The organism is Streptomyces sp. A18, assembly GCF_059026065.1.
Genome location: NZ_JBWLKL010000002.1, coordinates 30,925 through 50,955, shown reverse-complemented (window position 1 = coordinate 50,955; position 20,031 = coordinate 30,925). Strand labels below are relative to the sequence as shown.

The following is a 20,031-nucleotide window of genomic DNA, read 5'->3' as shown; positions in this document are numbered from 1 at the left end:
CGTGAGCACCCCCGACGACCTCCCTCTCGCCCCCACGGGCGGTGGCTGCGGCGACGCCTGCGGCTGCGGCGGAGACGACGCGTACGACCCTCTGGAGTGCGGTCTCGACCCCGCTCTCGCGCAGCTCCTGACCGACGCGGGGCTCGACCCCGTGCAGGTCGAGGACATCGCGCACATGGCGATCGAGGAAGACCTGGCCGGCGGCGTGGACGTCACGTCGGTCGCCACGATCCCCGAAGAGGCCGTCGCCACCGGCGACTTCACCGCGCGTGAGGCGGGCACCGTCGCCGGCCTGCGCATCGCCGAAGCCGTCATCTCCCTGGTGTGCACGGACACCTTCGAGGTCGAGCGGCACGTCGAGGACGGCGAGCAGGTGGAGGCGGGCGACACGCTGCTCAGCGTCACCACCCGCACCCGCGACCTGCTCACCGCCGAGCGCAGCGCGCTCAACCTCCTGTGCCGTCTCTCCGGCGTGGCGACGGCCACGCGCGCGTGGGCCGACGCACTGGAGGGCACGAGCGCCAAGGTCCGCGACACCCGCAAGACGACGGCGGGTCTTCGCGCCCTGGAGAAGTACGCGGTGCGCATGGGCGGCGGCGTGAACCACCGCATGTCGCTCTCCGACGCGGCACTGGTGAAGGACAACCACGTGGTGGCCGCCGGAGGCGTGGAGCAGGCCTTCAAGGCCGTCCGCGAGGCCTTCCCCGACCTGGCCGTCGAGGTGGAGGTCGACACCCTCCACCAGCTGCGCGAGGTGGTGGACGCGGGCGCCGACCTGATCCTCCTGGACAACTTCACGCCGGGCGAGACCGAGGAGGCCGTGGCCATCGTGAACGGCCGCGCGATCCTGGAGTCCTCCGGCCGCCTCACCCTGGAGAATGCGCGCGCGTACGCGCAGACGGGCGTGGACTTCCTCGCGGTGGGCGCCCTCACCCACTCCTCGCCGATCCTGGACATCGGCCTCGACCTGCGCCCGCCCGTCTCCCACCACCACCCTTCCAAGGAAGCGCTTCGCGCCGTTTCTGATGGGGCGGAGTGACGACGACATGCTGCTGACCATCGACGTCGGAAACACCCACACCGTCCTCGGCCTCTTCGACGGTGAAGAGATCGTCGAGCACTGGCGCATCTCCACCGAGGCCCGCCGCACGGCCGACGAACTGGCCGTGCTCCTCAACGGTTTGATGGGCATGCACCCCCTGCTCGGCGACGAACTGGGCGACGGGATCGACGGCATCGCCATCTGCTCGACGGTCCCCTCCGTCCTGCACGAACTGCGCGAGGTCACCCGTCGCTACTACGGAGACGTGCCCGCCGTCCTCGTGGAGCCCGGCATCAAGACCGGCGTACCGATCCTCATGGACAACCCCAAGGAGGTCGGCGCCGACCGCATCATCAACGCGGTCGCGGCGGTCGAGCTCTACGGAGGCCCGGCCATCGTCGTCGACTTCGGTACGGCGACGACGTTCGACGCGGTCTCCGCGCGCGGGGAGTACACCGGAGGCGTCATCGCCCCCGGCATCGAGATCTCCGTCGAGGCCCTCGGGGTGCGGGGCGCCCAGCTCCGCAAGATCGAGCTGGCCAGGCCGCGCAGCGTCATCGGCAAGAACACCGTGGAGGCCATGCAGTCGGGCATCCTGTACGGCTTCGCGGGCCAGGTCGACGGCGTCGTGCAGCGCATGGCCCGCGAACTGGCGGGCCCAGGCGGCGATCCCGACGACGTGACGGTCATCGCGACCGGCGGTCTCGCGCCCATGGTGCTCGGCGAGGCCTCGGTCATCGACGAGCACGAGCCGTGGCTGACCCTCATCGGCCTGCGCCTGGTCTATGAGCGGAACGTGTCCCGGAGTTGAACGTTCCGGCGGAGGGCCCCGCGGCGGTCGGCTGATAACTGACGGCTCATGAGCGGGGCTTGCGCACACAACCCTGCGCCCCATACAAGAGTCTGCGCAGGGACGGGACATGGGCTGGTTCGAGCGGGCGTGGAGCAAATGAGGCGTAGGGGAAGACTGGTCGCGACAGTGGCGGCCGGGGTGCTGGCCGGCCTCGCGGGACCGGCGACGGCGGCGAGCGCGGCCACCGGATTCGACGACGGTCGCGCGACGCATGCGGTGACGTACGCCGTGGACTTCCACGAGGGGACGTACGCCGAGGACTTCCGCGAGGGGACGTACGCCGTGGACTTGCGCAAGGGCGGTGTCTCCGAGGGGCCAGGCGCCTCGCCGTCCACTGCCGCCACTACGGCCGCCACCACGTCCGCCACCACGTCCGACAGGAACGGGAAGGACCCCGCCCCCGACGACTCCCTCGCCGAGACCGGAGCGGGCGTGCTCCCCTGGATCGCCGCCGCAGGGGCCGGCGCCCTCGGGGTCGGCGCCGTCGTCTTCGCGACGATCCGCCGCCGCTCGGAGTGAGGGCGGAGTGCGGCCGGAGTGAGGGCGGGCGCCACCGCCCGCGCGCCCGCGCCCGCACAAGCCACGCCACGGATTGGCGTTAAGCCGATTTTGTCCGTTAGGCGCGTATTGTCGGCCCATGCCCACGCCATACGGATCTCGCGGCGGCATGGCCTTCGGTGCGGAGGAACTGCGTGTGCTCCGCCGCGCTCTGGCCCTCGCCCTGCACCCAAGCCCCGTCTCCGACGAGGACGTCCAGGACTGCCTACGCCTCGCCGACGCCGTCGACGAGGCGGTGAGCGAGGGCGCCCGGCTTCGCGCCTTCCTGCTGGCCGACCTCGCCCGCTACCGGGCGGCCCTGCCCGGCACCGCAACCGGCTACCTCGCACTCCTGGAGGAAGTCCTCGGCTCCGGCTACCAGCCGGGCGCCGACGACCTCGCCGCGCTGCGCGCCCTGCGCGGCAACCCGGTGGCCGCCGCCCTCCTCGACCGCTGCCGGACCGTCGCCGAACAGGCCGTACGCGCCCGCCTCGCGGGCCGGTCCCCTACGTCCGCGCCCGCGCCCCGCCCCCTCGTCCCCGCCTCGCGCACGCGCCTGCTCGCCCTCCCCGGCGGCCGGGGCGATGCCGACGACAAGGCGGCGCCCAGGCCCAAGACGCCGAGCGCCCCGCCCGCGAAACCGGCCGCCCCCGAGCCGCACCGGCCCGTGCCGACCCCGGCCGAGGTCTTTCCCCCCAAGCGCCGTCCGGCGGACCCGCCGCACCAGCTCGCCGCGGGCTAGCTACTCTGGGGGGCATGGAATACGTCTCCGCGCTCCTGCCCCCCGTAGTGATGGCCGTGTTCTTCGGCGGTCTCATCGTGACGATCGTGAAGACCCAGGGCGGCGCCAACAAGGCCAAGGAGGACGCGGCCGTCGACGCCGTGATCACCCGCGCCGAAGGCGCCCGGCAGACCCCAAAGGCCTGATCAGGGCCTGATCAAGGCTTGATCCGGGCCGGATCTGGGCCTGACCTGACCTGGTCCCGGCGTACGACTCGCTCACATTCCGAGTCGTACGCCCTTTTTGTTGTGGAAATGGCGGCCCCGCCACGTCCGTCACGTCATTAGTGACATCTCCCACTATTGTTCTGGTGTGCCTCGCCCCTTGGGAGAACTCGAAGACTCAGTCATGACACGGGTGTGGAAGTGGAACCGCCCCGTGACCGTTCGAGAAGTCCTGGAAGACCTTCAGCAGGAACGGTCCATCGCGTACACCACCGTCATGACCGTTTTGGACAATCTTCATCAGAAGGGCTGGGTGCGCCGTGAAGCGGAAGGCCGCGCCTATCGATATGAGGCGGTCTCCACTCGGGCCGCCTACGCCGCCGCACTGATGAACGAAGCATGGTCGCAGAGCGACAACCCGGCCGCCGCTCTCGTCGCCTTCTTCGGGATGATGTCGGCGGAACAGCGCGAAGCACTCAGCGACGCCATGCGCATCGTCGGCCCTGCCGTTCAAGCCCCGGCCCCGGAGAACCCCGGCGCGGCGGAGCCCGAAGCAGAGCGATAGCGTCCGCTCATGCCAGCAGAACCCCCTGAACTCAGCGCTAAAGCGGTCTCCGTACGCCGGGCGCGCACCGCTGATGTGCCGGTCGTACGCCACCTCCTCGACTCCTACGCCCGTCAGGGGATCCTGCTCGACAAAGCGACGGTCGCCCTTTACGAGTCCATCCAGGAGTTCTGGGTGGCGGAACGCGACGACAACGCCGAGGTCGTCGGCTGCGGGGCCCTGCACGTGATGTGGGAAGACCTCGCGGAAGTGCGAACTCTCGCGGTGAACCCCCATGTCAAGGGCACCGGAGTGGGGCATCAGGTGTTGGGGAAGTTGCTGCAGACCGCTCGCTGGCTCGGTGTCCGCCGGGTTTTCTGTCTCACCTTCGAAGTCGACTTCTTCGCGAAGCACGGCTTCGTGGAGATCGGTGAGACGCCTGTCGACGGAGATGTCTACAGCGAGTTGCTGCGTTCCATGGACGAGGGCGTCGCGGAGTTCCTCGGCCTCGAACGAGTGAAACCGAACACCTTGGGCAACAGCCGGATGCTTCTGCATCTGTGATCGTCGCCGGTATTCCGAGCTGCCTGCTGCCCCGGTTCCCTATGTCCGAAACGCGCACGTTTCCAGGGTTCTCGAGGTCCTCGGTCTCTCCCGGGGGTTTGTGTTTTTCCAGCAAAAGCGGTTTGCTTTCCGACGTACTGCAGTACTGCATATAACAGGGGGCGGCGATTCTGCGGCTCATGCCGTGCGATCCGGCCCTAAGTTATCGATGAAAGGAAATCCGGTGGCACAGAAGGTTCAGGTCCTTCTTGTCGATGACCTCGACGGTGGCGAGGCAGACGAGACCGTGACGTTTGCGCTGGACGGCAAGTCGTACGAGATCGACCTCACCACGTCGAACGCGGACAAGCTCCGCGGTCTTCTTGAGCCGTACCTCAAGGGTGGTCGTCGCACCGGTGGCCGCGGGTCGGCCGGGCGCGCCAAAGCCCGTGCCGCCGCCACGAGCGGTGGTCAGGACACCGCGGCGATCCGCGCCTGGGCGAAGGACAACGGTTTCGAGGTCAACGACCGCGGCCGCGTTCCCGCGTCCATTCGCGAGGCCTACGAGAAGGCCAACGGCTGACGACGGGTTCGGCGCAACCGGACCCGGTGGCATTGCGTTGCCGCCGTGTCCACAAGTCGTACGAGACCGGAGCCCACGGTGGGGTCGCTGTGGGGCACGGTGCCACCCCCCACGCACGACAGGGACGGCAGTGCCGGCAGCGTCGGCTCCACCTCGCACCCGGGCTCTGGGGGTCGCAGCCAGACGGCGGCCCCCTGCGAGCCGGACCACCCCGGAGGCGTGGGCGCGTCGATGTGTCCGCCCGCACCGATGGCCGTGAGGTCCAGCGGGATGCCGCCCCACTCCAGCCACTCCAGGAGCCCCGGCAGCTCGTCGGCGCTCCCCGCGGCCACGAAGAGCCGCATCGACTCCCCCCGCAGAGCCACCGGAGCCTTCGGCCCGAGATGCCGCAGGGCGGCGAAGCCCGCCTCGGCGGGCAGCTGCAGTACATCGAAGCGGAGCCCCGTCAGGAGCTGCACCGGCAGTCCTGGACGGCGCTCGGCGGTCGCCCAGCCGAGTTCGTGTCCGTACCACTGACGCACCGGGTCGCTCTGCTCGACCGGTACACGGGTCTTGGGAACGGTGATGGCCATGCCAGGAGCAACCGGCTGCGGGCTCTTCGGGTTACGCAGCGTGGCGTCATGAATGCGTACGGTGTCCGGAAAGAGGGCGTAAGGGCGCGTTCGGTGGCGCAAGGGTGTTCGCCCGTAGCGGAGGGAACCGGCGCGCGCCGCATGGAGTGTCAGTCGTTGCGGGTAAGACATCCCTAGTGGGGAGGGGCGACACACGCGCCAGGCCGTCTCACGTTCGCCATCGGCGTAGCTGAGGTGAGGGTAAGTGCTTGGCCTGCGGGAACATCGTCTCGCACCATCGGGTTGGAGCAGTTGTCGGCGTTCGGGGTCAGGAGGCACCTCTTGTTCTCGGCCGGGTGTCGGCAGTTGGAATGAGCGGTCCCCGCTTGCGGGACTAAGCTGCGGAAGGACAGGGAGGGGACAGCCCCCTTACTGCCTGACCGCTCTGAGGAGCGATTAACGATGTTCGAGAGGTTCACCGACCGCGCGCGGCGGGTTGTCGTCCTGGCTCAGGAAGAAGCCCGGATGCTCAACCACAACTACATCGGCACCGAGCACATCCTCCTGGGCTTGATCCACGAGGGCGAGGGTGTCGCCGCTAAGGCCCTGGAGAGCCTCGGGATTTCGCTCGAGGCGGTCCGCCAGCAGGTGGAGGAGATCATCGGTCAGGGCCAGCAGGCCCCGTCCGGCCACATCCCCTTCACCCCCCGTGCCAAGAAGGTCCTGGAGCTCTCGCTCCGCGAGGCCCTTCAGCTGGGCCACAACTACATCGGCACGGAGCACATCCTGCTCGGCCTGATCCGCGAGGGCGAGGGCGTCGCAGCCCAGGTCCTCGTGAAGCTGGGCGCCGATCTCAACCGGGTGCGGCAGCAGGTCATCCAGCTGCTCTCCGGTTACCAGGGCAAGGAGACCGCCACCGCAGGCGGTCCTGCGGAGGGCACGCCTTCCACGTCCCTGGTGCTCGACCAGTTCGGCCGGAACCTCACCCAGGCCGCTCGTGAGTCCAAGCTCGACCCGGTCATCGGGCGCGAGAAGGAGATCGAGCGGGTCATGCAGGTGCTGTCCCGCCGTACGAAGAACAACCCCGTGCTCATCGGCGAGCCCGGCGTCGGCAAGACCGCCGTCGTCGAGGGCCTCGCGCAGGCCATCGTCAAGGGCGAGGTGCCCGAGACGCTGAAGGACAAGCACCTGTACACGCTTGACCTCGGCGCGCTGGTCGCCGGCTCCCGCTACCGCGGTGACTTCGAGGAGCGCCTGAAGAAGGTCCTCAAGGAGATCCGCACCCGCGGCGACATCATCCTGTTCATCGACGAGCTCCACACCCTGGTGGGTGCGGGCGCCGCCGAGGGCGCGATCGACGCCGCGAGCATCCTCAAGCCCATGCTGGCGCGAGGCGAGCTGCAGACCATCGGTGCCACGACGCTGGACGAGTACCGCAAGCACCTGGAGAAGGACGCGGCCCTCGAGCGCCGCTTCCAGCCCATCCAGGTCGCGGAGCCGTCCCTGCCGCACACCATCGAGATCCTCAAGGGTCTGCGCGACCGTTACGAGGCCCACCACAGGGTCTCCATCACGGACGAGGCGCTGGTGCAGGCCGCCACCCTGGCCGACCGGTACATCTCGGACCGCTTCCTGCCGGACAAGGCGATCGACCTGATCGACGAGGCCGGTTCCCGGATGCGTATCCGCCGGATGACCGCACCGCCGGACCTCCGCGAGTTCGACGAGAAGATCGCGGGCGTGCGTCGCGACAAGGAGTCGGCCATCGACTCCCAGGACTTCGAGAAGGCGGCCTCTCTCCGCGACAAGGAGAAGCAGCTGCTCGCGGCGAAGGCCAAGCGCGAGAAGGAATGGAAGGCCGGCGACATGGACGTCGTCGCCGAGGTCGACGGCGAGCTCATCGCCGAGGTCCTCGCCACGGCGACGGGCATTCCGGTCTTCAAGCTGACCGAGGAGGAGTCCTCGCGTCTGCTGCGCATGGAGGACGAGCTCCACAAGCGCGTCATCGGCCAGAAGGACGCCATCAAGGCGCTTTCCCAGGCGATTCGTCGTACGCGTGCGGGTCTCAAGGACCCGAAGCGTCCCGGTGGCTCGTTCATCTTCGCCGGCCCGTCCGGTGTCGGTAAGACGGAGCTTTCCAAGACGCTCGCCGAATTCCTCTTCGGTGACGAGGACGCGCTGATCTCCCTCGACATGTCGGAGTTCAGCGAGAAGCACACGGTCTCGCGTCTCTTCGGTTCGCCGCCCGGATATGTCGGCTACGAAGAGGGCGGGCAGCTGACGGAGAAGGTCCGCCGCAAGCCGTTCTCGGTCGTCCTCTTCGACGAGGTCGAGAAGGCCCACCCGGATATCTTCAACTCGCTGCTGCAGATCCTGGAAGACGGTCGTCTGACCGACTCCCAGGGCCGGGTCGTGGACTTCAAGAACACGGTCATCATCATGACGACCAACCTCGGCACGCGTGACATCTCCAAGGGCTTCAACCTCGGATTCGCTGCCGCCGGTGACGTCAAGACGAACTACGAGCGCATGAAGACCAAGGTCAACGACGAGCTGAAGCAGCACTTCCGCCCGGAGTTCCTGAACCGTGTCGACGACACGGTGGTCTTCCACCAGCTCACCGAGGAAGACATCATCCAGATCGTCGACCTCATGATCGCCAAGGTGGACGAGCGCCTCAAGGACCGCGACATGGGCATCGAGCTCAGCGGTGAGGCGAAGAAGCTCCTCGCGAAGAAGGGCTACGACCCCGTCATGGGCGCCCGGCCGCTGCGCCGGACGATCCAGCGCGAGGTCGAGGACATCCTGTCGGAGAAGATCCTCTTCGGCGAGCTCCGCCCCGGCCACATCGTGGTCGTCGGCACGGAGGGTGAGGGCGACGAAGCCAAGTTCACCTTCCGCGGCGAGGAGAAGGCGGCGCTTCCGGATGTGCCGCCGATCGAGCAGGCGGCTGGTGGCGCCGGGCCTAACCTGAGCAAGGAGGCGTAGCCCGCCGGGCTTACGCACACAGGCTCCAGGGGCTGCCCCGGACCGTTTCTTACGGTCCGGGGCAGCCCCTTTTGGCTTTGAATTTCGGCTGCGGGCGCTTCGTGGCTGGTCGCGCAGTTCCCCGCGCCCCTGACGGGGCACTCCGCCGAGCCCCCTGACGAGGCGCTACGACGTGATCGTGATTCCCTCCGGTACGTTCCGTACTCGCGGCAGTCGGGGATTGACCCGCAGCACGCTCAGGTTCGGGAAGCGGGAGAGCCAGGACATGTCCGTGTCCGCCAGCTCGGCGGTGACCCACAGGTGGGTGAGCTGCTCGTGTTCCAGGCCGGCGAGGAGCTCCTCGGTGCGCATGACGCCGACGACCTGGATCCACGGCCGCCCGCCGAGCTGCCGCAGCGCCGCGAGCTCAGCGGTGTCGGAGACGGGAAAGTACAGGCCGACCGGGTCGAGGTGGGCGATGATCTCGCGTGCGTACCGCTCGGTGTCGAAGTGCCGCCAGGGGCGGACCAGTTCGGCCCGCAGTGACAGCGCCGAGCGGTGGCGCATGCGGGCGAGGTAATCGATGGCGGCGTCGTCCTGGACGCGGGTCGCCGTGATCGCCAGGAGCAGCGCCTGCTGGTCGCTGGGCACCTGCTCGGGGTCCGGCAGCTGTTCCAGGACGATGGGGCCGACCCAGCCGAGGCTGCGGGCGGCCAGTTCGGTCGTGGGGCGTACGAGGTTCTTGGTGCGGTCGTGGACCAGTTGCTGCACCGCGGGGTCGAGCTCGGTGACGTGCTCCAGGCAGGCCGCGGCCATCAGGCGCCGGTGGTTCACATGCGGGCGGCGCAGGTTCGGGGCGGCGGCCAGGAGCCGCTCCAGGAAGTCGGCGCACTCCTCGGGCCGCGCGTGCGCGGCGGCCATGCGGATGACCTCCTCCCACTCGGCGCGGTGGGCGTGCTCGACGAGGGTGCGGAACTGGCCGCGGGCCACTATTTCCTTGGCGGCCAGATAGTCCTGGAAGGTGCGGTGGATGAAGTCCACCGAGAGGCCCGCCTGTTCGCGCAGCAGCCCCGTGCGGTGCAGCAGATGACGGAAGATCTTCTCGCCGTCGCCCTCCGCGCGGGCGGAGGGAATGGCGGGCAGGGCGCCGTCCAGGATGGCGACCACGCGCTCGCGCGGCAGCTCCGAGACGCCCTCCTCGACCATCGCGTGGGCCAGCTTGCGCAGGAGCAGCTCGCGCGGACCCTGCTGGAGGTGGACGTCGTCGGCGTACAGGACGTCGCGTTCGGGGTCGCGGCGCTGGAGCAGCATCTCCAGGGCCGCGTCGTACAGCTCCTTGCGGCCGTTGGGCAGCGAGCCGGAGCGGTCGCGGTTCAGGGCGCAGATCAGGCCGCACATCAGGGGGTTGGTGGCGAGCTGGCGCAGCTCGCGGTAGATGCGTACGGAGTGCAGGAGGCGCTGTTCGTACTCCCTCAGCTCGTCGCGGTCCCGCTGCTCCTTGCAGTGTTCGTCGCTCATCGCCGCCGCGTGCCAGTCGTGGATGAAGCGGGTGACCTGGTCGCGTGACATCGGCGCGAGGGAGAGTTCCTTGAAGCCCTCTTCGGCGAGGCGCTCCTGGGCGAGCCAGCCGTCCTCGACGGCGGAGGGGCGGGACGTCACCAGACAGCCGTTGCCGGAGAAGATGCGCAGGAGGCGGCGCAGTTGATTGCGCAGCTCGCCGCGGGTGGCCTCCGGGGCCTCGTCGATGCCGTCGACCAGGAGCATGGCGCGCCCCGCGAGGAGCGTGCGGACGACCCAGCCCTCGGGGGCCTGGTCGGCCAGCGGGTGGCGGATCGCGTGCAGGAACTCGTCCGGGGCCGGGAAGCCCTCGCGGGCGAAGCGGCGTACGGGCAGGACGAAGGGCACGCGGGCGCCCTCGCGGGCCGCGGCCACGGCGAGCCACTGGACGAGGGTCGTCTTGCCCGAGCCTGCGACGCCGCGCAGCAGCACCCGCTCGTGTCCCTCCAGGGCCCGGTCGGCGAGCAGCACCGTCTGCGGTTCGCCCGGTACGCCGCTGCCGCTGCTCTCCTCGGCCTCCAGGCTGAGGTAGGTGTCCTCCAGGGGCCAGCGGTCCGGCGCGTTCGAGAGGTCCACGCCGACGATGGTGAGCCAGCCGTGCTGCCGGATGACCTCTTCGGCGTACGCGGATTCGAAGTCCCGGTCCTCCTGGGACCGTTCGGGCTGGCGGGCCGCGGCTTCCGCGTCGTTCAGGTCGATGAGCTGTCGGATACGGCTCGCCCTCTCGGCCATATGTCGCTGGATGTGCGGGGAGCGCCGGACGAAGTGGTACAGGACGTGCAGGCACACGGCCACGAGCAGTTCGTCGTGGAACCACGCGGCGCCGGGGGAGAGGGCGCGGTCAGCTCCCTGCACGGCGCCCCTCAGGCGCCGCGCGTAGTCCTGCGGACCCAGGCGCACGGCGTCCACGTCCGTGAGGTCGAGCTCCCCCACCGCGAGCAGCGTGCGCGTCAACACCTCTACCACAGAGGTGAGTTCGGTGGTCGGCGCGGTGTGTGCCTCGGCGGCGACGTGGACGAAGTCGGCGGCCACGCGGTGCACGTCGTCCGGGGTCGCCGGGGCGTCGGCGCCGCGCCAGGTGGTGAGGGCGGCGATCAGGTCCGGCGTGGTCGGCGGCTGCGGTGGGGGCGTGCGGATGAGCCGTTGTACGAGGGGTGCGGCGAGCGTAGAGGGGATGCGGACAACGGGCTCCATGGACATGGGGGTCCCTGTGGGTGGGATTGCGTGTATGTGTCGTGGAGAGTCAAGGGTAGGTCAACTCCGCCAAGGCGGTGGGGTGGTGAGCTCGATGTGGCCCGGCACCTGCTGTGCCACGGCCTCGCTCACCTCAGAGGTCACATGGACTCTCTTGAGGTTCGGGAAGACCGAGAGCCAGGCCAGTCCTTCGACGGGGTGGGACGCCTCCAGGCTGAGGCGGATGAGCCGCTCGCGCACGACGAGTTCGGTCAGGTCCTCGACGCGGTAGGCGCCGACGATCTGGATGTCGGCCCAGCCGCCTATGGAGCGCAGGGCGCGGAGGTCCTCGGGGGCGCGTACGGTGACGCGGCCCTGGCGGGGCAGGTGCGCGAGGATCTCCCGGGCGTAGAGATCGCGCTCGAAGTGCGGCCAGGACGCGGCGAGGGTCCGCTGGACGTCCGGGCTGGGGTGCTCGCGGAACTGGGTCAGGAAATGCACTGCGGACTCACTTCCCAATTCACAGGCGGTACGCACCACATGACGTGCCGTCAAGTCGTCGAGCCCCTGCACGTCCGGCAACAGCGAGAGCACCAGTGGACCCCCTGCCTGCGCCAGCGCTTCGGCCTGGGCGCTGGAGCCGGGCGGCACCAGCCTCAACACCCCGACCTGCACGAACGAACGGACAGATGGCGCCACCTCCGCCGCGTACGGCAGCCCGGCGGCGGCAAGGAGTTTGCCGCGCGCGGTGCCCTGCTCCACGAGCCGCCGCAGCATCTGCTCGGCTTCCTTCGGCCGTGCGTGGGCGATCGCGAGGAGGACGACGTCCTCCCACTGGTCCTTGTCCGCGTTGTTCAGGAGCAGGTCGAAGTCCAGTTCCTGCACGGCGAGACGGGAGCCGAGATAGTCCTGGAACGTGCGGTGGAGGAAGTCGACGCGCCCGTCGGCGGGTTCGCGCAGGAGCCCGGACCGCAGGAGGAGCGAAATGTAGACGTCCTCGGCGCCGCTGGTCAGGTTCAGTGACGGCAGCGCCTGCGTGATGATGTGCAGCGCCTCCGAACGGTCCATCTCCGAACGGCTGTTGCGGATGAGCCACCACGCGAGCCGCTGGAGGAGCTGGATCTGGGTGGCGTACGGAATGCGGACGACACCCGGGTCGTCCAACCCCCGCTCCCGGTCCCGCCGTTCGAGCAGCATGGAGAGGGCGGCCTCGTACAGGGACTTCCTGTCCTCGGGCAGGAAGCCGTTCCGGTCGCGGTGGAGGGCGCAGAGCATGCCGCACATCAGGGGGTTGGTGGCGAGGCGGTTCAGCTCGGTCTTGGTCCGTACGGCCTGCAGCAGGGAGTCGCCGGTGGACTCGTCGGCGCCGGCGGCGCGATGCCAGCGGCGCACGAAGGTGGTGACGTCGTGACGGGACATCTGAGAGAGCGTGAGTTCGTTGAAGCCAGCGGCGGTCAGCCACTGTTCTGGGACGGCGGAGGGGCGTGAGGTGACGAGCCACAGGTTCCCGGGGAAGGTCCGCGCCAGCTCGCGCAGCCACCGTCGTGCGCTCTCTCTCCGCTCCCCGGCGATCTCGTCTATCCCGTCCACGAGAAGCACGCCGCGTCGGGCCCGCAGGACGCGTTCGACCCAGCCGGGCGGCTGCTCGCCCGCGACCGGGCAGGCGACGGCCTTGAGGAAGTCCCCCGGGATGGGTAGCTCGGCCCCCGGCCGCAGGATCCGCCGCATCGGCAGGACGAACGGCACACGCCCGATGAGATGCGTCAGCCCGTGCTCGTACGTCCGGCTCGCGGCCGTCACCGCGAGCCACTGGACGAGGGTGGTCTTGCCGGATCCGGCGACGCCGCGCAGCAGGACCTGGTCGTGCTGGGCGAGGACCTGCTCGGCGGGTACATGGAGTCCGCCGAGGCCGCCGAATCTGCCGGGTCCGCTGGCGCCGCTGAGGCCGTGCCCGGTGCGCTCATGGGTCGCTTCGAGGCTGAGGTAGGCGGTGTCGAGGGGCCACTCGCTGGTGCCGGCGTCGAGGCCGTAGATGGTGAGGGTGCCGTGGCGTTGGGCGATGTGGGTGGCGTAGAGGGCTTCGAAGGCGGCGTCTTCGGAGGTCTGGGAGGGGAGGCGATCGAGAAGGACGTCGATCGTCCGGATCAGACGGCCCAACTGCTGGGCCTGGCGGGTCTGTTGGCGGGCGATGTACGTGGACCGCTGGGTGAAGAAGTTCAGGATGTGGAGGGAGGCGGTGAGGAGAAGCTGGTCGTAGAGGAGTTCGGCGCTCGTGCCGAGTCCGAAGGAGATGACGACGGCGCCCGCGTTGGAGCGCAGGAGGCGAGCGAAGCCTTCGGGTCCCAGGGCGACGGCTTCGTAGTCCTCGATGGTGATGGTGCCGAGGGCGGCGAGGGAGTGGGCGAGGGCGTTCTTGACGGCGAGGGCTTCTGCCGGGTCGACGGGCGGTTCGTGGGGCCCGGCGGCCTTCAGCGCCCTGCGCACGAGCTCGCCGGCGACCTTCTCGACGTCCTTCGGTGCGACGCTGCGTTTCTCTCCGCTGAACGAGACGAGTGAGGTGATGCGTACGGGGTTCTCCACCAGGGCGGCGCCCGGCTGGTCAGCCACGAAGAGTTTCTTGATGAGCGGCACGACGACGCTGGAGGCGATGCGGGCGCCTAGCGCGGTGGCTTCGACCATGTGTCGAGGGTAGGTGAAGGGGGTGCGGGGCGGCTGTAGTTGGGGCTTATCTGGTGGGGGCGTCCCTACCCCGGGGGAGCCCCCACCCGGGGTGCGGTTCGGTCACTGCCTCTGCGAAGGCGCCGGGGGGAGGGGGGCGGCACGACAGACGCGATACTGATCGAAGATCTCCTGGCTATCAGGAGTGAAGGTCCACTGCCGCAGGTTCCGCTGCAACTCGGACTCGGTCAGCCACCCGTGCCAGGCCACTTCTGCCGGGTCGGGGGCGCCGATCTCCGGAAGGACGGCATCGCATACGCCGAGCCAGTAAGGGCTGAGCCCGACCCGGTTGAGGAACGTGAACCGAAGGCGCACCGGGCTCGCCTGGCCCACGGGCGGCGATATTCCCAGCTCCTCACTGAGTTCGCGGGCAGCCGCCTGCTCATAGGACTCGCCGACTGCTGCGGCGCCCCCGACCCCGAGTTCGTAGTGCCCTGGGAAACGGGACAGCTGGTCGGCACGCCGGTGGACGAGATAGCGGCCTTGCTCATCACGGCACACCACCGTGGCGACCCGGTGCAGCCAGCCTTGCCGGACGGCCTCCCGCCGACTGACTACGCCCAGCACGCGGTCCTGGGCGTCAACGTGTTCCACGAGTTCATCGGCTTCATCGAGTTCATCGGCTCCATCGACTTCATCGACGTATTCATCCACGAGGCACACGATGGCAGAGCCCACTGACACTCGCCGGACCTCCAGGGCCTCCAGGGCCTCCAGGGCCTCCAGGACCTCCAGGACCTCCAGGACCTCCAGGACCTCCCGGACCGTCACGCAGGAGGCGGCGCCACGGTCCGCCATCGGCCCGGGGGAGGGTGCCGGTTTCGTCAAGCGGCTGCGGGCCGTCCCAGCGCGTGCCGGTGGCACGAGCCCGGCGGGTGTGGGCGAGTTGCAGGATATTTCCACTTGGGGCCGCCCAGGTGGGCGTGGAGCTGGGAATATCCTGCAACTAGTTCGCCCCGCCCTCGCCAGTCAGTTGTCGATGGCTGTCGTCAGCCGAGCCTGGTGCCGTACACGTTGTCCACCGTCATGGTGATCAGCACCCGGCGGTCCGACACCATGACCTCGCGGTACTCGTCCCAGTTCGGGTGCTCGCCGGCTGCGGCACGGTAGTAGTCCACCAGGGCCTGGACCTCGGGGCCCTGCGGGTCCGTTCCCGGGCCGATGAGCGTGGCCGTGCCCTCGGCGGTGGCCCAGGCCCGGCCGTCGGGGCCGGTCACCTCCAGCGTGGCGCGGGGGTCGCGGCGCAGGTTCGCGATCTTTGCCGTCTTCGCGGTCGTTGACACGCGGATCACACCGTCGGAGGGGTCGTACGACGGCTGGACGGGCGAGAGCTGCGGGCGGCCGTCGGACTTGATCGTCGCCAATACGCCCAGGTTGCTCTGTGCGAGCAGGGCGTGCGGGTCGAAGGGTGTGTCTGGGGTCGTCATGTCGGAGCCAACTCGGTGTTGGGGGTGGGGTATTCCGGCTTGCGCCGGGCGGGCGGGCGGTGTGACGCTGCTCAGCTCTTCAGGCGGCTGAGAAGGTACTGGCTCGGGCTGGTCGGATGTGTGACTGGGCCCGTGCCGAGGCTGCTTGCAGGGCAGGTCAGAGCCTCGTGATGACGGAGAACTCGTTGCCGCCAGGGTCGGTGATGGTGGCGATTCGGCCGTACGGGATGTCCTCCGGGGTGGTGGACGTGCCGCCGGAGGTGGTGGCTCGGTGTACGACTGCTTCGGTGTCTGCTACCTCGAAGGTGGTGGCCCAGGTGGACGTAGGGGTGGTCGCGGCGCCGAAGATTCCGCCGATCTCGTGGCCGTCGGGGCGGCGCAGGAAGGTGAAGTCCATTCCCGGCAGGTCCTCGTTGAGGTCCAGGGTGTAGTCGAACACCGCCCTGTAGAACTCTCGAGCCGGCTCCGGGGTGGAGGTGAGCAGGTCGTTGCGGACGAGTGAGTCCGGCTCGTTCACGGTCTCGCAGCCGATGCGGGTGCCTGCCTGCCAGAGGCCGAAGCGGGCGCCCACGGGATCTTGCGCGATGGCCGTGCGGGCGCCTTGGGGCGTGGTGTCCGCCGGGCCCTCGAGCAGGATGCCGCCTGCCTCGGTGATGCGCTTGACGGTGGCATCGCAGTCCGCGGTGGCGAAGTACATGGTCCAGCCGGAGCCTGTGGTGGCCTGGGGGCGGGTCTGGGGGTGCGTTTGGGTGATCGCCGCTACGGGCTTCCCTCGCAGGAGACATGTTGCGCTGCGGCGGCTGCTGGGCGTGGGCTCCTCGGAGTACTCCCAGCCGAAGAGTGCGCCGTAGAACTCCAGAGCACTGTCGTACTCGGGCGTGTGGAGGTCGATCCAGGTGGGGGTGCCGTCGGGCTGGGGGGTCGTTACGTTGCTCACTGTCCGCTCCTTGTGTCCTTGCGGCTTTGCCGCCTTGCGGGACGGGGAGCTTCTGACGCTAGGGGGCGAGTAGGTCAGCCCCCGGCCTATTTGGGCGGGGGCGACGCCTACCGGGAGTGGGAAGGCGTGTGGTTTCAGCTCAATCGGTGAGGGGCTCGTAGGCGTCCACCTCAATATGCGAGGGGAGAGTGGCGATCCCCAATGTCTGAAGCGCAGGTGCTCGCACGTAGGTGAGGGCGGGGAGGAGCGCGGGCAGCGAGGTGACGTCCATCGGTTCCTGCCCGAGATGGGGATGGAGATAGAGGCGGGTGAGGCCTGGCAGCAGCCTCCCCAGATGAGATGAAGCGGCGTGCCAGTCGTCGTCGACGTTCAGGACCAGGAGAGTGACGTCAGGCAGGGTCAACCCACCAGGTGCGGAGGCGAGCGCGCCGCTCGACAGCGTCAGTTGAGTGAGGCGGGGAAGCCGAGTGAGTGCCTCCCAGTGCGCGGCAGAGCTCGGAGCAGTGTGATCGCCGAAGAGCACCCAGTCCAACTCAGGCCACCTGTCGATGCGGGGCAGGTCTTCCACCAGTTCAGCCTCGAAGATCCCGAGGCTGCGCAGCGGCATCTCCACGGGAAGCGACGATAGGCGGTACGGCTCGCTGATCTCCCAGAGGCGCAGGTGCGTCACGCGGGACAGCGCGCCGAGTGCCTCGTCCGTGAGGCGGGCAGGGGAGACCCCCAGCAGAAGGTAGGTGGGAGTGGTGGCAACCAGCAGACGGGATGCTGCGACAGGCGAGACGGTCCCACGGATTTCCAGTTGCTGCGGTCGTATCCCCAGACGCAGGAGTTCGGCGACCTGCTCATCGTTGCGAACGGTGAAGTGGATCTCACCGTCGTCCAGATGGGCGATGACCTGCTCCGCGTAGGCGCGGCAGTCGTAGCGGCTCCACGCCCACATGAGCTGGCGGCGTACGTCGAAGGTCGGGTTCCGGGCGAATCGCGCGAGAAAGGGGATCGCGGCGTCCGACGGGACATGAGTCGCGGTGATCGCCACATGCTTGGCGTCCTCATCGCTGAGACCGGCAGGACCAGGCAGTAGATCAAGCACCATGGCCCCGACAGCCCCCAACTCGCGGGCGTCCCGCACGCTGCGCGGCGGAACGAGCTCCGCCATTCGCCGCTCCACCTCCCCCCGCACCTCCGGAGCCAGCTCCGCCGCATGCTCCAGGCACGCCGCCGCCAGCAGACGGGCCCGGTTCCGGGTCCGGACGTCCGGGTTCGTGTCCCCTCGTGCCGTCAAGTCCCGGAAAATCTCGGCTCGTTCACGCGGCCGTGCCTGCGCCACGGCCATCCTGATGACGTCCTCCCACTGGTCGTCCGCCGCGTGCCGAGCCAGTACTCCGAAGTCACCCTCGTCCACCGCCGCCCGCGCCCCCAGAAAGTCCTGGAATGTGCGGTGGACGAAGTCGACCGTGTCGGGCGCCGGCTCGCGGAGGAGCCCGCTTCGGTGGAGGAAATGGGCGTACACCGCCTTCGCGTCGCCAAGCGCCGCCACTTCCGGCACGGCGGGCAATGCGTCCGCGATGATCGACTCTGCCCGTGAACGGTCCATCACCGTACGGCCGTTGCGGATCAGCCAGTAGGCGAGGCGCTGGAGGAGCTGCAGCTGGGGCTCCTCCCTGAGCTCCGGCACGTGCATGTCGCGCTCGCGGTCCCGGCGGATCAGCAGCAGCGACAGGGCTGCCGAGTACAGGTCCTTGCGGCCCAAGGGGAGGAAGCCCCGCCGGTCCCTGTGCAGGGCGCAGATCAGAGCACACATGAGCGGATTGGTCGCGAGGCGGGCGAGATCCGGTTTTGCCCCGACCGCTTCCAGGAGTTGGCCCTCGTACAGATGGAGGGTCTCGTCCTCCTCGGGTGCACCCGAGCGTGCCGCCGCGTGCCAGCGGTGTATGAATGCGCCCACCTCCGACCGGTTCATCGGCGACAGGGTCAGCTCCGTGAACCCCTGCTCGGCAAGCCAGTCCTCACGTACTGCCGACGGGCGCGACGTCACCAGCCACCGGTTGCCGGGGTACGCGTCGATCAGGTCGCTCAGCCAGTCCCGCGTGCGCGAGCGCTCCGTGGACGGGATTTCGTCGATCCCGTCCACCAGGACCAGCGCCCGTCCCGCCGTCAGCACGCGAGACTCCCAGCCGTTGGGCTGCGTACCTGCCAAGGGTGAACCGGACGCCGTCAGGAAGTCGGCCGGGGCGGGCAGGCGCTCGCCGTGGCGGGTGAGGGCGCGCAGCGGGAGTATGTAGGGGACGCGGTCGTAGAGGTATGCCATGCGCGCGTCGCCGACGGAGCCGCCCGCGGCGCTCACCGCCAGCCACTGCACCAGCGTCGTCTTGCCCGACCCCGCCTCGCCCCTCAGGAGTACGCGTTCGTGGTCGGCCAGCGCCTGATCGGCCGGGCGAGGTTTCGGGGCCGACGGGTTCATGTGGTCCGGCCACTGCTCCGCGGTGACCTCCTCGGGCCGGAGCGGCGGCTCCGCCAGCCGCTCCGTCGCCTCCAGCGACATATAAGCCGCATCCAACGGCCACCGCCCCGGCGAGTTGGACAGATCGATCCCGAAGATCGTCAGCTTCCCGTGCCTCTTCGCCACGTACGCGAGATACCGCTGCTCGAAGGCCACGTCCTCCGCCCCCGGCAGCGGGTTCCGCGCGATCAGTTCGTCCACCTTCGCGATCAGCTCTGCCTGCCGGCGGCTCTGCGCCACCAGCGTCGCGGCCACGAACGTCGACCGTTGCGTGAAGAAGTGCAGGATGTGCAGGCACGTCGTGTCGAGCAGGCGGTCGTAGAAGTACGCCGCGTCCGACGACAGGTCACGGTCCGGGGAGTCGGCCGTCACCCGCAGCCGCCGGGCCAGTGCCCCGTGTCCCAGCTCGACCGCCTCCACGTCGTTCAGGGACAGATCGCCCAGCGCGTGCAGGGTGCGGGACAGCGCGTCCGTCACAGCCTGGCGCTCGTCGGCGGCGATTTCCCGCTCTCCCGTCCGCAGCGCCTGGTGGACCAGTTCCCCGGCCAGCTTGGTCAGGTCCTTCTCCGTCAGGGTCCGCTTCTCGCCCTTGAAGGACACCAGGCCCGAAAGCCGCACAGGCCGGTCCACCAGGCCCGCCCCCGGCCCCTCTCGTACGAACAATTTCTTGATCAGAGGGGCTGCGACGCCCGAGGCGAGCCGGGCGCCTATGACCGCGGGATCCATGCGCCGCAGCGTAGCGCCGGTCACATTCCGGAGGTTGTGGATCTCGGGCGTCGGTGACATGACGCACAGGCGTTATGTCCGGTACTAGGCGGAATAGTGGTTGCGTTCCGCGTAGGGGAGAGGACCTTCGGTCCGCAACCTTCGGGACCTTCGGCTCGTCCCGGGGGCCGGGGGTCCGTCGGGGCCAGTGCGGGCCTCGGGGGGCTTCCCGAAGTGCGGTTAAACCCGACTTCGGCGGTCAAACTCGGCAAGTAGTTGAAGGGGGAATTGTCGGGATTTGGGGGTGTCAAGGGGCAGAAAGTTGGGTGGGTGGCTACGGCTTTCGGTAGTAGATGGGGGGTTTGAGTGGGTGGCGGGGGGCGGGTTACCAAGGGATGGCCAACCCGGCGGGACGCAGCGCTGCGTATGCCGGGTCCCTTTGTGCCCGG

16 protein-coding genes are annotated in these 20,031 nt (G+C 69.1%); 9 read left to right on the top strand and 7 right to left on the bottom strand.

The window, feature by feature from the left end:
• Position 1: 1 nt before the first annotated feature.
• The 8 genes from nadC (at position 2) to AC5P1C_RS02945 (ending at position 5,047) form a co-directional block, all read left to right on the top strand.
• Entirely contained in the window at positions 2-1,039 is a 1,038-nt protein-coding gene (nadC, locus tag AC5P1C_RS02980; RefSeq protein WP_493864071.1) for a carboxylating nicotinate-nucleotide diphosphorylase, read from the top strand.
• Between the two features lie 7 nt (positions 1,040-1,046).
• Positions 1,047-1,853 carry a type III pantothenate kinase gene (locus tag AC5P1C_RS02975; protein ID WP_266863724.1) on the top strand — a complete coding sequence of 269 codons (807 nt, stop codon included), beginning with the start codon at positions 1,047-1,049 and terminating at the stop codon, positions 1,851-1,853.
• A gap of 138 nt (positions 1,854-1,991) precedes the next feature.
• Positions 1,992-2,414: a hypothetical protein gene (locus AC5P1C_RS02970; RefSeq protein WP_493864070.1), complete on the top strand. Its 423-nt coding sequence runs from the start codon at positions 1,992-1,994 to the stop codon at positions 2,412-2,414.
• A 148-nt stretch (positions 2,415-2,562) separates the two neighbouring features.
• Positions 2,563-3,174, top strand: coding sequence for a hypothetical protein (locus tag AC5P1C_RS02965; protein WP_493864511.1), 612 nt, complete (start codon positions 2,563-2,565; stop codon positions 3,172-3,174).
• Between the two features lie 14 nt (positions 3,175-3,188).
• Positions 3,189-3,359, top strand: coding sequence for a hypothetical protein (locus AC5P1C_RS02960; protein ID WP_367044051.1), 171 nt, complete (start codon positions 3,189-3,191; stop codon positions 3,357-3,359).
• Positions 3,360-3,525: 166 nt separating this feature from the next.
• Positions 3,526-3,942: a BlaI/MecI/CopY family transcriptional regulator gene (locus AC5P1C_RS02955; RefSeq protein ID WP_344524731.1), complete on the top strand. Its 417-nt coding sequence runs from the start codon at positions 3,526-3,528 to the stop codon at positions 3,940-3,942.
• 9 nt (positions 3,943-3,951) lie between these two features.
• The gene (locus AC5P1C_RS02950) at positions 3,952-4,485 is read left to right on the top strand and encodes an amino-acid N-acetyltransferase (protein WP_493864069.1); all 534 of its coding nucleotides are present in this window, start codon (positions 3,952-3,954) and stop codon (positions 4,483-4,485) included.
• A 223-nt stretch (positions 4,486-4,708) separates the two neighbouring features.
• A complete protein-coding gene (locus AC5P1C_RS02945) occupies positions 4,709-5,047 on the top strand; it encodes a histone-like nucleoid-structuring protein Lsr2 (RefSeq protein ID WP_493864068.1) in 339 nt (112 codons plus the stop codon).
• Here AC5P1C_RS02945 and AC5P1C_RS02940 read toward each other — a convergent pair.
• Positions 5,026-5,619 carry an SCO3374 family protein gene (locus tag AC5P1C_RS02940; protein WP_493864067.1) on the bottom strand — a complete coding sequence of 198 codons (594 nt, stop codon included), beginning with the start codon at positions 5,617-5,619 and terminating at the stop codon, positions 5,026-5,028. The two genes, AC5P1C_RS02945 and AC5P1C_RS02940, sit on opposite strands and share 22 nt — an antisense overlap.
• 441 nt (positions 5,620-6,060) lie before the next feature.
• Here AC5P1C_RS02940 and AC5P1C_RS02935 point away from each other — a divergent pair, with 441 nt between their 5' ends.
• On the top strand, positions 6,061-8,586 hold the full coding sequence (locus tag AC5P1C_RS02935; RefSeq protein WP_493864066.1) for an ATP-dependent Clp protease ATP-binding subunit: 2,526 nt from the start codon (positions 6,061-6,063) through the stop codon (positions 8,584-8,586).
• Between the two features lie 165 nt (positions 8,587-8,751).
• On the opposite strand, the gene AC5P1C_RS02930 is transcribed toward AC5P1C_RS02935, so the two are convergent.
• From AC5P1C_RS02930 to AC5P1C_RS02905, 6 genes are all read right to left on the bottom strand, one after another.
• Positions 8,752-11,316, bottom strand: a complete 2,565-nt coding sequence (locus tag AC5P1C_RS02930; protein ID WP_493864065.1) for an NACHT domain-containing protein — start codon at positions 11,314-11,316, stop codon at positions 8,752-8,754.
• A gap of 60 nt (positions 11,317-11,376) precedes the next feature.
• Entirely contained in the window at positions 11,377-13,974 is a 2,598-nt protein-coding gene (locus AC5P1C_RS02925; protein WP_493864064.1) for an NACHT domain-containing protein, read from the bottom strand.
• Between the two features lie 102 nt (positions 13,975-14,076).
• Positions 14,077-14,607: an NUDIX hydrolase gene (locus AC5P1C_RS02920; protein WP_493864510.1), complete on the bottom strand. Its 531-nt coding sequence runs from the start codon at positions 14,605-14,607 to the stop codon at positions 14,077-14,079.
• 395 nt (positions 14,608-15,002) lie between these two features.
• Positions 15,003-15,440, bottom strand: coding sequence for a PPOX class F420-dependent oxidoreductase (locus AC5P1C_RS02915; protein ID WP_493864063.1), 438 nt, complete (start codon positions 15,438-15,440; stop codon positions 15,003-15,005).
• Positions 15,441-15,597: 157 nt separating this feature from the next.
• Positions 15,598-16,377 carry a VOC family protein gene (locus AC5P1C_RS02910; protein ID WP_493864062.1) on the bottom strand — a complete coding sequence of 260 codons (780 nt, stop codon included), beginning with the start codon at positions 16,375-16,377 and terminating at the stop codon, positions 15,598-15,600.
• Positions 16,378-16,516: 139 nt separating this feature from the next.
• Positions 16,517-19,603 (bottom strand): NACHT domain-containing protein, encoded by a 3,087-nt coding sequence (locus AC5P1C_RS02905; RefSeq protein ID WP_493864061.1) that lies wholly within the window; start codon positions 19,601-19,603, stop codon positions 16,517-16,519.
• Positions 19,604-20,031: the final 428 nt, after the last annotated feature.

Coding starts and splice junctions, on each gene's coding strand:
- AC5P1C_RS02975 (WP_266863724.1), top strand. CDS start 1,047: ATGCTGCTGACCATCGACGTCGGAAACACCCACACCGTCCTCGGCCTC.
- AC5P1C_RS02970 (WP_493864070.1), top strand. CDS start 1,992: ATGAGGCGTAGGGGAAGACTGGTCGCGACAGTGGCGGCCGGGGTGCTG.
- AC5P1C_RS02965 (WP_493864511.1), top strand. CDS start 2,563: ATGGCCTTCGGTGCGGAGGAACTGCGTGTGCTCCGCCGCGCTCTGGCC.
- AC5P1C_RS02960 (WP_367044051.1), top strand. CDS start 3,189: ATGGAATACGTCTCCGCGCTCCTGCCCCCCGTAGTGATGGCCGTGTTC.
- AC5P1C_RS02950 (WP_493864069.1), top strand. CDS start 3,952: ATGCCAGCAGAACCCCCTGAACTCAGCGCTAAAGCGGTCTCCGTACGC.
- AC5P1C_RS02940 (WP_493864067.1), bottom strand. CDS start 5,619: ATGGCCATCACCGTTCCCAAGACCCGTGTACCGGTCGAGCAGAGCGAC.
- AC5P1C_RS02935 (WP_493864066.1), top strand. CDS start 6,061: ATGTTCGAGAGGTTCACCGACCGCGCGCGGCGGGTTGTCGTCCTGGCT.
- AC5P1C_RS02930 (WP_493864065.1), bottom strand. CDS start 11,316: ATGGAGCCCGTTGTCCGCATCCCCTCTACGCTCGCCGCACCCCTCGTA.
- AC5P1C_RS02925 (WP_493864064.1), bottom strand. CDS start 13,974: ATGGTCGAAGCCACCGCGCTAGGCGCCCGCATCGCCTCCAGCGTCGTC.
- AC5P1C_RS02915 (WP_493864063.1), bottom strand. CDS start 15,440: ATGACGACCCCAGACACACCCTTCGACCCGCACGCCCTGCTCGCACAG.
- AC5P1C_RS02905 (WP_493864061.1), bottom strand. CDS start 19,603: ATGGATCCCGCGGTCATAGGCGCCCGGCTCGCCTCGGGCGTCGCAGCC.